This window comes from Collinsella aerofaciens (assembly GCF_028206795.1).
In the GTDB taxonomy this organism is placed as follows: domain Bacteria; phylum Actinomycetota; class Coriobacteriia; order Coriobacteriales; family Coriobacteriaceae; genus Collinsella; species Collinsella aerofaciens_AX.
In genome coordinates this window covers 173316-187115 of record NZ_JAQLFJ010000006.1, presented here as the reverse complement: position 1 = coordinate 187115, position 13800 = coordinate 173316, and the positions used below count along the sequence as shown (strand labels likewise).

Genomic DNA, 13800 nt, shown 5'->3' with positions numbered 1-13800 from the left:
TTTGTCTCCACCCGCGTAGCGGGTGGTTTAAAGCTGGCCGCTGCGCGGCCAGCAGACTAAAGTCTTGAACAAAAAGGCCCCCGCAAAGCGGAGGCCTTAATCAAGGCTATGTCGAGGTGCAGGATTCGCGCTACTCGCAGAGCGAAAGGGCGGCCTCGTCGGCAACGACAACGCAGTTGGTGTGCAGCTGCAGGATCGAAGCCGGGCACTCGGGCGTAACCGGACCATAGCACATGTCATGCACAGCCTGAGCCTTGGCCTCACCGTTGGCGACGACCAGGATCATGCGGGCATACATAATGGTCTGAGTGCCCATGGTGTAGGCCTGACGGGGAACATCGTCGATGCTGTCGAACAGGCGGCTGTTGGCCTGAATGGTGCTCTCGGTGAGGTCGACGCAGTGCGTGCCCTTGGAGAAGTGGTCATCGGGCTCGTTGAAGCCGATGTGGCCGTTGTTGCCAATACCGAGCAGCTGCAGATCCGGGTAACCGGCCTCGGCGACGATCTTGTCGTACTCAGAGCAGGCAGCGGCGGCGTCGGGGTTGGAACCGTCGGGCACATGCGTGTTGTTCAGGTCGATGTTGATGTGATCGAAGAAGTTCTCACGCATGAAGTAGTGATAGCTCTGGGGATCGTCGTGCGAAAGGCCGCGATACTCGTCCAGGTTGTAGGTGCTGACCTCGGCAAAGTCGACGTCGCCCTTCTCGTACCAAGCAGCGAGCTGCTTGTAGGCACCGATCGGGGTGGAGCCGGTGGCAAGGCCCAGCACACAGTCGGGCTTGAGGATAACCTGCGCCGAGATGATATTGGCGGCCTTGCGGCTCATATCCTCGTAGTCTTTAGCTTTAATGATCTTCATTACGCGTCCTTTCTCGTACAAGAGAGGCAAGGCTCCCTTACAAGCACTTGCCCGCGGCCCGCGTCGGCCGCAACCAACGTGTGCGGCCACCAGGGCGAGGTCGCGTAATGTATGTGTCTCGTGTCTAACCGCGTCGAGGCCCCTGCCCGTCCACGGTGACCCAAAGCCTTTTAGCTTCGGACAAATCCCATCTTGCCACGGAGGGCGTCCTCTTTCAAGGGCGCCCTCCGTAAACGTGTTTGAATTGTAGGCTAATGGCCACGTGCACTTGCTAGCGCTCGCGAGCAACGATGAGCTGGTCCATCTCTTCGACATGCACGCCAACGGAGCCCTTGATACTCGAGAACTCAACGGAGTTGCACACCAAGATGGGAACCGTCACATCATAGCCCTCGGCAGCAATTGCCTCGCGATCGAACTCAATGAGTACATCGCCCTTATGGACGATGTCACCCACTTGCGCATGTACGGTAAAGTGCTTGCCCTCAAGCTGAACAGTGTCCAAACCAACGTGGATGAGCACGTCCAAGCCATCGACCGTGTTAAGCGCAACAGCGTGTCCCGTGGGAAAAATGGCCTCGACCTTGGCATCAGCCGGTGCAATCACGCGCGTGCCGGTAGGCTGAATCGCCACGCCCTGGCCCAAAAGGCCGGTGGCAAATGTCTGGTCGTTTACCTCGGAAAGCGGAATGACGTCGCCCGAGATGGGAGCATCCAGCGTAAGGACTCGACCACGCATACCAAAAGACCTTAGGACTTTAGTGAACATGCTCCCCCTCGGACATACCAATCGACCAAAATAGCCTTAACAGTTTACCACTTGGCACTCGTTTTTGACCATTAGGGAAGTTCGCGCTTGACAACCTCGACGATGTCGTCGACAACGCGCTGGGTCAGCTCGTGCGTCTCGGCCTCGGCCATAACGCGGACCAGCGGCTCGGTACCGCTCGGACGCACCAGAATGCGACCGCGGCCGTCAAGTTCCTTCTCGGCAGCAGCGACGGCATCCCAGATGGGCTGGCAATCGTCCAGACCAGCCTTGTTGTCGGAATGCACGTTGACGAGTACCTGCGGGTACTTCTTCATGATGCCGGCAAGATCGGTGAGGGTACGACCGGTGCGCTTGAGCACGGCCAGCAGCTGCAGAGCCGTCACCAGGCCGTCACCGGTGGTGTTGTGCTCCAGGAAGATGATGTGGCCGGACTGCTCGCCGCCGATGACGGCGCCATCCGCGAGCATACGCTCCAGAACGTAGCGGTCGCCCACGGCGGTCTGAACCATCTCGAAGCCCTGCTCCTTCATAGCGATGGAGAAGCCCAAGTTGCACATGACGGTCGAGACGATCTCGGAGTTGGCGAGCTTGCCGCGGGCGGCGAGGTCAGAACCGCAGATAGCCAGGATGTAGTCACCGTCGATCTCATTGCCCTCGCTGTCCACGAACAGCACGCGATCGGCGTCGCCGTCGTGGGCCAGGCCGATATCGGCGTGGGTGCGCAGCACGAGCTCGCGCAGGGGCTCAAGGTGAGTGGAGCCGCACTCAACGTTAATGTCAGTGCCGCAGTAATCGGTGTTGATAGCGTGCACCGTGGCGCCCAGGCGCTGCAGCGCGGCGGGCGTAGTCTGGCAAGAAGCGCCGTGGCCGCAGTCGACGGCAACGACTAGGCCATCGAGCCTCAGGCCGTCGAGCGTATCGATGGCATGATCGACATATGCCTTGCGAGCGTCCTTCATCTTGATAATGTGGCCCACGCCGGCGCCGGTCGGCAACGTGTCGGCAGCCATGGCCTCCTCGGACATGACCCAGGCGCTGATCTCTTCCTCAACCGCGTCGGGAAGCTTCATGCCCTTGCGGCTAAAGAACTTGATGCCGTTGAACTCCGGCGGATTGTGCGAAGCAGAGATGACGATGCCGCCGTCGAGCTCGTTCTGGACGGTGAGCAGCGCCACGGCAGGCGTGGGGATGACGCCGCAGCAGTGCGGACGGCCGCCCTCGGCCATGATGCCGGCGGTCAGAGCGCTCTCGAGCATGGTGCCCGAAAGACGCGTGTCGCGGCCGACGCAGATATCCGGACCAAGAAACTTGGTCGCCGCGCGGCCCAGGCGAAACGCAAGGTCGCACGAGAGGTCGGCATTGGCGACGCCACGGACGCCGTCGGTACCGAAGATGTTCTGGGGCATAGGATCGCTCCTTCCCTAGCAGGCGATATGCAACCGCCCACCCTAGTCGAAAAAGAAAAGCGGGACCCGCCGAGGAATCGGCAGGCCCCGCTTGTACATTGTATCTCGAAAGGAGATAAAACCTTAGCGCTTGGAGAACTGGGGAGCGCGGCGGGCCTTCTTGAGGCCGTACTTCTTGCGCTCGACCACGCGAGCATCGCGCGTAAGGAAACCGGCCTTCTTGAGGTCAGCACGGTAGTCGCCAGCGTTCAGAAGAGCGCGAGCGATGCCCAGACGCAGAGCGCCGGACTGACCGGAGATGCCGCCGCCATCGCACAGAGCGATAACGTCGAACTGACCGGCGGTGTCGGTCACCTTGAAGGGAGCAAGGGCGTTCTCAACGAGCTGATGACGGCCGAAATACTGCTCGGCGTCACGCTTGTTGATGGTCACCTTGCCGGTGCCGGGGACGAGACGGACGCGGGCGACGGCGTTCTTACGACGGCCGGTACCCTGGTAGACAACGGTGTTCTCAGCCATCTTTAAGCCTCCAGCTCAATCTTCGTGGGGTTCTGGGCAGCATGCGGATGCTCGGCACCAGCGTAAACCTTAAGCTTGGTCATCTGGGCACGGCCGAGGGTGGTCTTGGGCAGCATACCGCGAACGGCGCGCTCGATGACCTTCTCCGGGTGCTTCTCCATAGCCTGGCGGAAGCTCTCAGCCTTGAGGCCGCCGTTGTAGCCGCTGTGGCGATAATAGGTCTTCGTGTCGGCCTTGTTACCGGTAAGCTGGACCTTATCGGCGTTGATGACGACAACGAAGTCGCCGCAGTCGCTGTTGGGCGTGAACTGGGGCTTGTTCTTACCGCGCAGGATCATTGCGATCTGGGTGGCAAGACGGCCCAGGACAGCACCATCGGCGTCGACGAGAACCCAGTTGCGCTGGACCTCGCCCTGCTTGGCGTAGTGAGTCGATTTCGAAATCACTTAGACTCCTCCATGTACAGTACGTGTTGTTACAGAGATTCACGGGGCTCTGCAAGTAACCCGTCCATATTACCCCGCTCGCCGTACGAGTCAACAGGTATTTTGGCTCCGACCAGAGTTTCTGCACATGTCATCCACGAGCCGTGATTTTTCCAACTCTTTAGCTGTTGTCATTTTTTGAGGGTTCGCCGTCGCTAGCGCTCAACGAACTCTTGGATTTCCGCGAGCAGGCGCTTTGCCTCCTGACGGCCCTGGATATACAGGTCCAAAAGCTTTACTGGATCATGCTCGACATGGCCGACCTCGACCGGCTTTTGCGGAGCGACGACCAACGCGCGGCCATCGCGCTCATACTTCCACAGGTGCATGCGCTGGAGGTTATAGCGGTCGTGGCGCGTCTCGATAGCCTCGAGCAGATAGGGGTAGTCAGCATAACGGGCGCGCGCCGCCGGCAAAAACTCGTAGGGCTTTTTCTCATACGAGCGGTCCTGGGTGACGATGACGACCGCACGGTCGAAGCCCGCCTCCTCGAGCACATGCTCGATAGGAACCGAATCGGCCACGCCGCCGTCGACGTATTTGTGCCCGTCAATCTCGACCGGCGGCGTCACCAGCGGCAGCGAGGTCGAGGCGCGCACGGCGTCGAGATCGAGCACGGCGCTTTTGACCGGGAGGTACGTGGCGGTTCCAAAGAGCATGTCCGTCGCGACGGCGTACATCTCAATGGGGCTCGCGTCGAACGTCTCGTTATCAAAAGGATCCAGGCGGTCCTGGACGTCGTTGAAGATAAAGTCGTAACCCACGATGGAACCCGTGGACGCAAACGACGCGGCGCCCATGTAGCGGCTGTCGTTGCAGAAGGTCAAATTGACTCGGTTGGTGCGGCCGATCTGGTGCGACTTGTAGTTGACGCCGTTGAGCGCACCGGCCGAGACGCCGTACACCGCCGGAATTTCGACACCGGCCTCCATGAGAACGTCGAGCACGCCGGCGGTAAACTGCCCACGAAAACTGCCACCCTCCAAGACGAGCGCGACCTTGCCGGCGTTCTTTGCTTTATCTTCTGCAGTCATATTGACCTCCTGCGATTGCGTTTTGGCTTTCTTCTACCCAGTTTTGGAATGGAGGGCGCGCAGGTTTTTCGAGGCGGCAGGTGCAGCGGAAAGTGCGTCCCAGTCTGAGCGCAGATTCCGGGATGGGCTTTCCGCCTGGGCTGCCATTGGGAAAGCGCGTCCCACTCTGCGTCACTGAGGCGTTTTCTTTACGCCCGCGCCCTGCATAGAGTTCGATTCTCCGCGGGTGGGGGAATCCGTTGGTGCTGGGCATGGCTAGCTGAAATACCATCGGCAGCACATCTGTTTTGGGTTGGGGCTTTGCGCGGAGAATCCGCGTGTTTGCTTCGCGAACACGCACCGGCTTCGGCCGCCTGCCGGCGTCCTCGCCCGCGGGCTAAAAACGCTTACGCGTTTTCTTTACGCTCGCGCCCTGCACAGAGTTCGATTCTCCGCGGTACGGGCTAGAAATGAAAAGGCAGGTAGATACGAATATCTACCTGCCTGTAACTATTGGTGGAGGCGCGGAGAATCGAACTCCGGTCCACGAAAGCCCCCTGATTGGCATCTCCAAGCTCAGTCGCTGGTTTAGTCTCGGACGCTTTGCGCGCAGCGACACGCTCGCAGCATCCCAACCGGTTCGATCTTAGCCTGCGCCATACCGATTACGTGCGCAGGAGCATTCCCCTAACATGACGTCGCACCGGTGTCGGGGAAATCACCGGGTTGACGCGCCGCTATAAATTAAGCAGCGAGAGCCATAGGCTCAAAAGAAGAGTTGTTGTCAATTCAATTTGACGGTACCCCTGTTTAACGAGGCGAGGAGACCTCGGCTTGCTTCCTCTCTCAGAGCTATCGTGTCGAAACCAGTCGCCCCCGAATGTTGGGAAAGTCTGGATGGTATCGGGCCTGCAAACACCCGATAGCCGTCGACTTTTCAAGGAACATACGGGGCGAGCCCCGCTTGTGGAGTGTTATCTTACCACGTTCTGAAAGCGGACAGCTGTTCTATGCACGAGCTGTGAAGACCCCAATGTGCGCCGCACTTCGCACTTTTGTTACCGATCGCGTCACGTATATTTTCGCCAAGCAAAATTGACCCGTCGAAAGGACCGTTATGGATACCAAGCAGCAACTCGTCAATGCCCTCGCAGGCCTGGGCTCAACCATTACCGAAGCTATGGATGTCATCGAGGGCTTTGTCCCCTGCGGACATCCCGCCCTCACGGTATCGAACGCACTCGTCGCGCTGGACGTTGACGATGATGCAGCTCTCACTCAGCAGCTTGAGACCGTCGAGGGCTTTATCGACCACGTGAGTGAGAACCGCGGCGTGGCCGCCTACCACGGTATCGAGATCGAGCTCGCGGGTCCCAAGGCCGATCTGTTCGCAGCAATCCGCGAGGTAGGCGCCCTTATGCAGACCGCAGGCGTCAAGAACACCCAGGTCAACGAGTGGGTCTACCGCAGTCTGGCAGCACTCGACAGCTCCAACGAAAAGGCAGCCGAGCAGCTCGCAGAAAGTCCCACCATCAAGGCCGAGCTTTTGTAAATAGCAGACGCGGGCCCCTTGGCGCATCGTCGTCCAAGGGGCCCGCGAACAGCTCGCGTCAACCGATAGCCGTGCCGCCGCGTTTGGCCAAAACAAGAATCGGCATCATTTGACGAGGTGTCTTTGCTGCAAGATCGGCATGTTCGAGCAGTTTTCGATCGTTGGTCACCAAGTAATCAACCTGGGCGCGTTTGCATGCGGCGAGTACCAAGTTGTCCTCGTAATCGCGATGGAGCGCTAAGTATTTGTCGGCCAGCCAAAGGTCCGACGCATCTGCACCCACGGCCGTGGCGTTTTCGGTCATGTTCCGAACAAACGCCAGCGCCGCATCGCCAATCGCGCGGGCAGAAGCCTCGCCGAGCGCTCCCCCGCTGGCAAGAACGCTGCGCTTCAGTTCGTGCTGTACAACATACAGTACGTCCTTGGCGATATGCACCGGAAAGAACAGCAATGCCCCCGCCTCCGTCGCCTGCCCAATAAACGCGCGTGCGGCAAGCGACTCGGCATGGTCGGCGCAAAACGAATCAACCCATACGTTGGCATCCACCATTATTTTGAGGGGAGCCCCGCTCACAGGATCATCCCCTTTTGGCGATAGTGCTCGTCCATGGCTTCGGAATAGATTGTTTCCCAACCGCGATCGTCGGATACGGGCGACGTAGCGATGCCCAGGTCCGCGTAAAGCTGATCTGCCGCCGCCCATGATGCGGCGAACGGAGTATCGGGCGCGACGGTCTGCCGCCGGTCGTCGACGGCCGCAAGCACTTCCTCGCACTGCCCGCCACCCTGCGCGACCTTGGCCACTACCTTTTTGATGAGCTCGGGCAGTGTCCCGCCCGAAAGCCGCAACGCTTCCTCCGCATGGTCCTTGACCTGGCGATCCACGCGAACGTTCACCTGTGCCATGCCGCTAACAGCACCCACGTTGATCCCGCTCCCTTCAATTGCTAGCACCGCTAGCAACACTATATAGAGAAGCTAGCAAATGGTCAAATGCAAAAGGTCCGCGCCCAGACGACACCAATGCCGTCTGGGCGCAGGCCAGATAACGTGGGCGAACACGTCTGCTAACGCAGGTAAGCCTTCGCGTTGCTCAGGCTGTAGGCAATCGTCGAGCCGTTGTGCAGCAGTGACGACGTCTGCGGGGTAATCACGCCGGTAATACCCAATGCCAACAGCGCCGAGTTGGTGAGCATCACCTTAGAGTAGGAGCTCGTCAGACGATCAATGAGGCCCTGGCTCATGCGGCGCAAACGCACGATCGCGGCCAGATCCGTGTCGGTCAGGATGATATCGGCGACCTCCTTGGCGATGTCGCTTCCGCCACCCATTGCCAGCCCCACGTCGGCCAAACCGAGTGCCGGCGAATCGTTGACGCCGTCGCCCACCATGGCAACGTGGCGCCCCTCACCCTTAATGCGCTCCACATAGGCGTACTTGTCCTCGGGCAGCAGCTCGGCCTTAAACTCGTCGACACCCGCCTCGCGCGCAATGCGCTCGGCCGTGCGCTCCGAATCGCCCGTGAGCATAACGACATGCTTGACGCCCAGCGCATGTAGGTCGGCGATGGCCTCACGGACGCCGGGCTTGAGCGGATCCTCGATGCCGAGCACGCCGACGACCTTGCCGTCGACCGCCAGATACAGCGGCGACAGGCCTTGCATCTGGAGCTCGATTTGCTCCTTGATGTCGGACTCGAGCTGCGCACCCTCGTCCTCAAATACAAAGTGCGCCGAGCCGATAATCGCGCGACGCCCTTCAATGGACGAAGCGATGCCGTGCGCCACGATGTATTCGACAGCAGCATGGCGCTCGCGGTGCTCGAGCCCACGCTCGCGTGCCGCATTGACCACGGCACGCGCCACCGGATGCGGAAAATGCTCCTCCAAGCAAGCGGAAAGGCGCAGGACCTCGTCCTCGCTCCAGCCATCGGTGGTGAGCACGCAGGCAAGACGCGGCTGCGCCTCGGTAAGCGTGCCGGTCTTGTCAAACACAATGGTGTCGGCCTTGGCAAACGACTCAAAGTACTTCGCGCCCTTGACCATGACGCCCATCTTGGCAGCATCGCTCATAGCGGTCATGACGGCAACGGAACCCGTGAGCTTGAGTGCGCACGAGTAGTCGACCATCAGTGCCGCCGAGGTCTTGATGAGGCTGCGGGTAGTAAGCGCAACCAGGCCCGCGAGCAGGAAGTTCCACGGGACGATCTTGTTGGCAAGGTCCTCCATATGCGACTGGCCCTCGGACTTGAGCGAGTCGGCCGTCTGCACGAGCGAGACGATTGAGCGCAGTTTGGTTTGCGCCGTATTGGCGCGCACGCGCACCAAGATGCCGCCGTCTTCCACGACGGTACCGGCGAACACGTCGTCGCCCACGCTGCGCTCGACGGCCAGCGGCTCGCCGGTCAGGGTCGCCTGGTTGACCATAGCGCTCCCCTGCTCGACAACACCGTCGATGCAGATGGACATGCCGGTGCGCACGGCGACCAAGTCGCCGTGCTCGAGCTCGGTGGCGGCAACGCTTACCTCGGTGTCGCCGACGACCTTTTGCGCCTTGTCGGGCACATCGAGCAGCGAGTTGATGAGCTCGTTTTCGCTCATGGCGCGGGTGTAGTCCTCGAGCAGCTCGCCCACGTTGAGCAGGAACATTGTCTGGCCCGCGGTGTCGACATCACGCTTGACGAACGAAATGCCGATGGCCGAAGCGTCGAGCACGGGAACGGTCAGGCGCGGCTGCGCCAGCTCATGAAGGGCAGCGCGCAAAAATGCCATGTAACCGGCCACGACAAACACCGCACGCAGAGGCGTCGGCAAGAACCAGCGGCGCGCGTAGTGGGCGCCGACGAGTGTCGCCAGGTCCATAACGAGTTTGTGCTTGCGCGGCTCAAGCTGCATCACATAGCCCGACTTGGCATCGGCGATAGCTTGAGCATCGAGTGCGCCCAAGGCGTCGAGCACGCTCGCGCGACGTGGCTCGTCGTATTCGAGCGCCATCTGGCCAATACGGCCATATACGCGCACCTTGTGCACGCCGTCGATATCGCCGCTGAGCTTAAGAAGTGCATCGAGATCGCTCTCTGGCACAGGACCCGCCAATTGAAGACGGGTCCTGCCGGGGATCTCGCTGATAATCGAGAATCTCATAGTTTGTGCCTGGGAGCGTTACTCGGCTGCCTCGTCAGCAGCGGCCTCGCTCTGGGTGATGTAGGCCGCCTCGGCAACCATGTCGTCGACATTAGCCTTGGCCTGCTCGACCATGTCCTGGTAGCCGTTCTTGATGCGCATGCCGCACGCGATACCCTGCACGCAGGCGTTCTTTACCGGAGCGCTGGTGAGCAGCTTGATGCCAGCCGTACCAAGCAGAAAACCGCCACCAACAAGCAGGGTGTTGAACGTGGACTTCTTCATGATGTCTCTCCCTTTTGCCGCATTGGACGCGGCACGGTGCCTCAGCACCCGAGTAAACAAGTTTGCTCGAGCACGCTTTGAAATATCTCAGTTTTATCTAACTATCTAGGTCAGCCATGGCTAACCTTTTGAAAATTAACGATGCGGAGTAACCGATTGTCAATGTGACAAAGGGACTGTCCCTTTGCCCCTTCTTACAGCTGCCAGGTAGCTGCTTCCTTTTGCAGCGCCACCATGCGGGCGAATTCTCCACCTGCCGCCTTGAGCTGCGCCGGAGTGCCCTGCTCGGCAACCACACCATCCTTGAGTACAACGATTTTGTCGGCATTTTCCACCGTACGCATACGGTGGGCGATCACGATAACCGTCTTGCCCGCGAGCAGGCGGGAGAGCGCCTGCTGCACCACGGTCTCGTTCTCTACATCCAAGCTCGCCGTCGCCTCGTCCAGCAACACAATCGGCGCGTCTTTGAGCAGCGCACGGGCGATTGAGATGCGCTGGCGCTCGCCGCCGGAGAGCTTAGACCCGTTCTCGCCGATCATGGTGTCGTAGCCCTGCGGCATGCGGCTTACAAACTCGTCGCAGTTGGCGGCACGCGCGGCGGCAAGCACTTCCTCATCGGTGGCATCGCGACGGCCAAGGCGGATGTTTCCCATCACCGTGTCGTCAAAGAGCAGCACGTCTTGGAACACAATGGCGTAGTCGCGCAGCAGCACCTCGGGATCCACGCTCGCAACATCCACGCCGCCCACGGTGACCGTGCCTTCGGTGGCGTCCCAAAAGCGCGCGGCCAGGCGGCTCACCGTGGACTTACCGGAGCCCGAAGGACCGACCAGTGCCGTGACCTCGCCTTCCTTGGCGGTAAAGCTCACATCGGTAAGAACTTTCTCGCCGGCGCGGCCGTCCTCGCCCGCACCATAGCCAAATGCCACGTGATCGAACACCACATCGTGGCCTACGGGCTCAAACTGCTCGCTGCCCCGCGCCACGGGCTCTTCCATGATGGAACACATGCGCTTGGCCGACGACTCGGCGGCAAACAGCTCGGACATCAGCATCAGCGCCTGATCAAAGGGCGCATAGATGCGGCTCACCATAAGCAGGAAGGCAAACATCATCAAAAAGTCGACCTGGCCGGAGGCGACCATCGCAGCGCCCGTGACCAACGTGGTGGCAATCCCCAGGCGCAGGATGGCAAAGGCGGAGTTGACCAAAAGCCCATTGGCGAGCTCGCCTCTGGTGGTCTCGCGCTCCTCGGCATCGATCACGGCGTTGAGTCCCTCAAGATAATGAGCCTCCTGGTTGGTGGCACGGATCTCCCGCGCACAGTCGAGCGTCTCTTGAATCGCCTCGGTGACCTTGACCTTCTCGGCACGCACATGGTCGAACACCGGGGTCATGGGGCCGCGTGTCAGATACAGCACGGCAAAGGCAACGGGCACGCTCCAAAACGCCGCGATCGCCAGCTGCCAGCAAAAGAACAGCGACGCCACGAACACAATGGCGCTTGCGATGATGGCACCCCAAAGCTCTCCCAGCACGTGGCTGTAGGCGTGCTCCATGGCCTGGACGTCGCCCATGATGGTCTCGGTTAAATCGGCCAGATCACGACGGCCAAAAAACGACAGCGGCAGCTTGCGCAAGCGCTCGGCAATCTCCATACGCTGCTTGCCGCACTCCTCGTAAAAGATGCAGTAGGTGTAGTAATACTGCTGCCAGTTAGAGGCAAAGAGCAGCACAAAGAAGATAACGAGACCACCCACGATGGGCAGTGCATCCGGCAGGTCGGCCCCATGAGCGAGATGTTCGACAAAACCGGCCATGACCAGGAACAATAAGCCCATGCCGGCCATGGTAATAAGATTGGTGAGCGCGGTCCAGAAAATGCCGCGTTTTACGCCGGCGACGCCTTTATCGGATAGGAAATACTTCTTTTGGAATGAGGCGAACATTTAGGCCTCGCCTCCCTTCGTGACGGCGGCATCCGCGGCAGCAGTGATCTTCCAGCTCGCGGCCTGTTCGTATTCGGCCCACATCTTGGCGTATAGACCGTTTTGGGACAGCAACTCAGCATGGGTACCCGACTCCTGCACGCTGCCCCGGTTGAGCACCACGATTTGGTCTGCGCCCACTACAGTCGAGAGTCGGTGCGCGATCATAATGACTGTGCGACCCGCCGCCAGCTTGCTAAAGGCACGCTGGATGAGCGCCTCGTTCTCGGGGTCGGCGAAGGCCGTGGCCTCGTCGAGCACCACGATAGGCGCGTCCTTAAGGATTGCGCGGGCGAGCGCCACACGCTGGACCTCGCCGCCCGAAAGGTACGCCCCGCCGGCGCCGAGCATGGTATTGATGCCCTGCGGGAGCTTGGCCACGATATCGTCGCACTGGGCCGCGGAGAGGGCCGCGCGCACTTCGTCGTCAGTGGCCCCAGGCTTGGAGGCGCGCACGTTATCGGCAAGTGTTTGGCGGAACAGCTGGTTGGTCTGAAACACAAAGGCGACCTGATCCATGAGCTCGTGCGGGTCCATGTCGCGAACGTCTACGCCGCCCACGAGCACACGACCCGAGGAAACATCCCAAAAACGCGGGATCAGGCTTGCGCAGGTCGACTTACCGCCGCCCGAGGGACCAACCAGCGCGAGGGTGCTACCTGCGGAAACGTTAAAGCTCACATTGTTGACGGCAGGCGCCTCAGCACCCTCGTAGGTAAAGCTCACGTCCTCAAAGCGCACATCGCTGCCAGCGGGGTGCTTGGGTTGAGCGGGCACGGAGAGCTGCTTGGAATCCATAACGCTTCGGATGCGAGCCAGCGAATCGGCACTCATCTGAGACGCCTCGCCCACAAACATAAGCTTGGTCATGGCCGTCGGCACCACGGCCGAAAAGATCGCGTAAAACGTAAAATTGACCATAAAGTGCGCGAAGTCCGTCTCGCTCGGCGCCAGCAGCAGCGCCACAGGCAAAAGAAATGCCACGAGGCCATTGAGTGCGGTAAGGTTGAGCACCTGCGGACCTCGGCAAAACGTACCCGCATAGTTTTGCGCCATGTCGGCGTATTCGGCGATCGCATCGTGGAAAGCCTTAAAGGAGTAGACCGTCTGCTGGAATACCTTGACCACGGGAATGCCGCGTACGTATTCGGTGCCGGTCTTGTTCATCTTGACCAGCGCGCCCATGTAAGCCTTCATAAACTCGGCGCCCTTGCCGCTCATCATGGTGGCCATGGCGCAAAACGAAACGACGACCGAGATTAAGCATGCCGCGCCCAAACGCCAATCGAGGGCAAATAGCAGCACAAGCAGGCCCACGACCATGGCGGTGGCACCGGCGATATCGGGCAGCATGTGCGCGAGCAGGGTCTCGGTGGAGGCGGCGCATCCGTCTACGATACGGCGCAGCTCACCGGTGGCGTGCGTGTCAAAGTAGCCGAGCGGCAGCTTAAGCAGATGCTCGCTCGTGGTCTTGCGGATATTGGATGCGCAGCGAAACGCGGACAGGTGCGTGCACATGAGTCCCACGAAATAGACCACGATGCTTGCCAGGGCAAAACCGACAGCCCACCAACCATACATCGCGATGTCGGCGGCCTCGCTCCAGTTGGGCGCCACGGCGATCAGGTCTCGCGCAACAAGCCAGATGCACACGTACGGGCCAAAGCTCAGCAGCTGCGAGAACGCCGAGAGGGCCATGCCCAAATACGTTAGGAATTTGCGGTCACCGGCATATGCAAGTAGCTCGCCGATGCCGCCGCCTTCCTTTTTTGATCCCTTTGCCATGAGATTCCTTT

General features: G+C 60.3%; 13 protein-coding genes and 1 other RNA gene. 1 reads left to right on the top strand and 13 read right to left on the bottom strand.

All coding sequences use genetic code 11. The features are described from left to right. Window positions 1–130 precede the first annotated feature (130 nt). The 7 genes from nagB to ssrA all read right to left on the bottom strand — a co-directional run bounded on the left by nagB (window position 131) and on the right by ssrA (window position 5932). Window positions 131–859, bottom strand: a complete 729-nt coding sequence (nagB, locus tag PMX70_RS05875) for a glucosamine-6-phosphate deaminase (protein ID WP_022094631.1) — start codon at window positions 857–859, stop codon at window positions 131–133. 271 nt (window positions 860–1130) lie between these two features. After that, window positions 1131–1598: a PTS sugar transporter subunit IIA gene (locus tag PMX70_RS05870; RefSeq protein WP_306421699.1), complete on the bottom strand. Its 468-nt coding sequence runs from the start codon at window positions 1596–1598 to the stop codon at window positions 1131–1133. A gap of 101 nt (window positions 1599–1699) precedes the next feature. After that, the gene (gene glmM / locus PMX70_RS05865; protein ID WP_055251011.1) at window positions 1700–3037 is read right to left on the bottom strand and encodes a phosphoglucosamine mutase; all 1338 of its coding nucleotides are present in this window, start codon (window positions 3035–3037) and stop codon (window positions 1700–1702) included. Between the two features lie 123 nt (window positions 3038–3160). Beyond that, the gene (gene rpsI, locus PMX70_RS05860) at window positions 3161–3556 is read right to left on the bottom strand and encodes a 30S ribosomal protein S9 (protein ID WP_022094634.1); all 396 of its coding nucleotides are present in this window, start codon (window positions 3554–3556) and stop codon (window positions 3161–3163) included. Window positions 3557–3558: 2 nt separating this feature from the next. Continuing rightward, window positions 3559–4002, bottom strand: a complete 444-nt coding sequence (rplM, locus tag PMX70_RS05855) for a 50S ribosomal protein L13 (protein ID WP_022094635.1) — start codon at window positions 4000–4002, stop codon at window positions 3559–3561. Between the two features lie 194 nt (window positions 4003–4196). Further along, on the bottom strand, window positions 4197–5075 hold the full coding sequence (locus PMX70_RS05850; protein ID WP_271743140.1) for a patatin-like phospholipase family protein: 879 nt from the start codon (window positions 5073–5075) through the stop codon (window positions 4197–4199). Between the two features lie 493 nt (window positions 5076–5568). Then, window positions 5569–5932, bottom strand: a transfer-messenger RNA (tmRNA) gene (gene ssrA, locus PMX70_RS05845). Between the two features lie 239 nt (window positions 5933–6171). On the opposite strand from ssrA, the gene PMX70_RS05840 reads away from it, so the two are divergent. Then, window positions 6172–6606 (top strand): hypothetical protein, encoded by a 435-nt coding sequence (locus tag PMX70_RS05840; RefSeq protein WP_271743139.1) that lies wholly within the window; start codon window positions 6172–6174, stop codon window positions 6604–6606. A 58-nt stretch (window positions 6607–6664) separates the two neighbouring features. On the opposite strand, the gene PMX70_RS05835 is transcribed toward PMX70_RS05840, so the two are convergent. From PMX70_RS05835 to PMX70_RS05810, 6 genes are all read right to left on the bottom strand, one after another. Beyond that, a complete protein-coding gene (locus PMX70_RS05835) occupies window positions 6665–7180 on the bottom strand; it encodes a type II toxin-antitoxin system VapC family toxin (RefSeq protein WP_271743138.1) in 516 nt (171 codons plus the stop codon). Further along, on the bottom strand, window positions 7177–7530 hold the full coding sequence (locus PMX70_RS05830; RefSeq protein ID WP_271739792.1) for a hypothetical protein: 354 nt from the start codon (window positions 7528–7530) through the stop codon (window positions 7177–7179). Before PMX70_RS05830 ends, PMX70_RS05835 begins: the two co-directional genes overlap by 4 nt. 143 nt (window positions 7531–7673) lie before the next feature. Then, window positions 7674–9689 (bottom strand): heavy metal translocating P-type ATPase, encoded by a 2016-nt coding sequence (locus PMX70_RS05825; protein WP_271743137.1) that lies wholly within the window; start codon window positions 9687–9689, stop codon window positions 7674–7676. A 78-nt stretch (window positions 9690–9767) separates the two neighbouring features. Further along, window positions 9768–10013, bottom strand: coding sequence for a DUF6110 family protein (locus tag PMX70_RS05820; RefSeq protein ID WP_055250999.1), 246 nt, complete (start codon window positions 10011–10013; stop codon window positions 9768–9770). A gap of 194 nt (window positions 10014–10207) precedes the next feature. Continuing rightward, window positions 10208–11965 (bottom strand): ABC transporter ATP-binding protein, encoded by a 1758-nt coding sequence (locus PMX70_RS05815; protein ID WP_271739794.1) that lies wholly within the window; start codon window positions 11963–11965, stop codon window positions 10208–10210. Further along, entirely contained in the window at window positions 11966–13789 is a 1824-nt protein-coding gene (locus PMX70_RS05810) for an ABC transporter ATP-binding protein (protein ID WP_271739795.1), read from the bottom strand. Window positions 13790–13800 lie beyond the last annotated feature (11 nt).

What these genes read in the sequence shown, in the direction of transcription:
- nagB (WP_022094631.1), bottom strand. Translation starts at nt 859, where the DNA reads ATGAAGATCATTAAAGCTAAAGACTACGAGGATATGAGCCGCAAGGCC.
- PMX70_RS05870 (WP_306421699.1), bottom strand. Translation starts at nt 1,598, where the DNA reads ATGCGTGGTCGAGTCCTTACGCTGGATGCTCCCATCTCGGGCGACGTC.
- glmM (WP_055251011.1), bottom strand. Translation starts at nt 3,037, where the DNA reads ATGCCCCAGAACATCTTCGGTACCGACGGCGTCCGTGGCGTCGCCAAT.
- rpsI (WP_022094634.1), bottom strand. Translation starts at nt 3,556, where the DNA reads ATGGCTGAGAACACCGTTGTCTACCAGGGTACCGGCCGTCGTAAGAAC.
- PMX70_RS05850 (WP_271743140.1), bottom strand. Translation starts at nt 5,075, where the DNA reads ATGACTGCAGAAGATAAAGCAAAGAACGCCGGCAAGGTCGCGCTCGTC.
- PMX70_RS05840 (WP_271743139.1), top strand. Translation starts at nt 6,172, where the DNA reads ATGGATACCAAGCAGCAACTCGTCAATGCCCTCGCAGGCCTGGGCTCA.
- PMX70_RS05820 (WP_055250999.1), bottom strand. Translation starts at nt 10,013, where the DNA reads ATGAAGAAGTCCACGTTCAACACCCTGCTTGTTGGTGGCGGTTTTCTG.
- PMX70_RS05815 (WP_271739794.1), bottom strand. Translation starts at nt 11,965, where the DNA reads ATGTTCGCCTCATTCCAAAAGAAGTATTTCCTATCCGATAAAGGCGTC.
- PMX70_RS05810 (WP_271739795.1), bottom strand. Translation starts at nt 13,789, where the DNA reads ATGGCAAAGGGATCAAAAAAGGAAGGCGGCGGCATCGGCGAGCTACTT.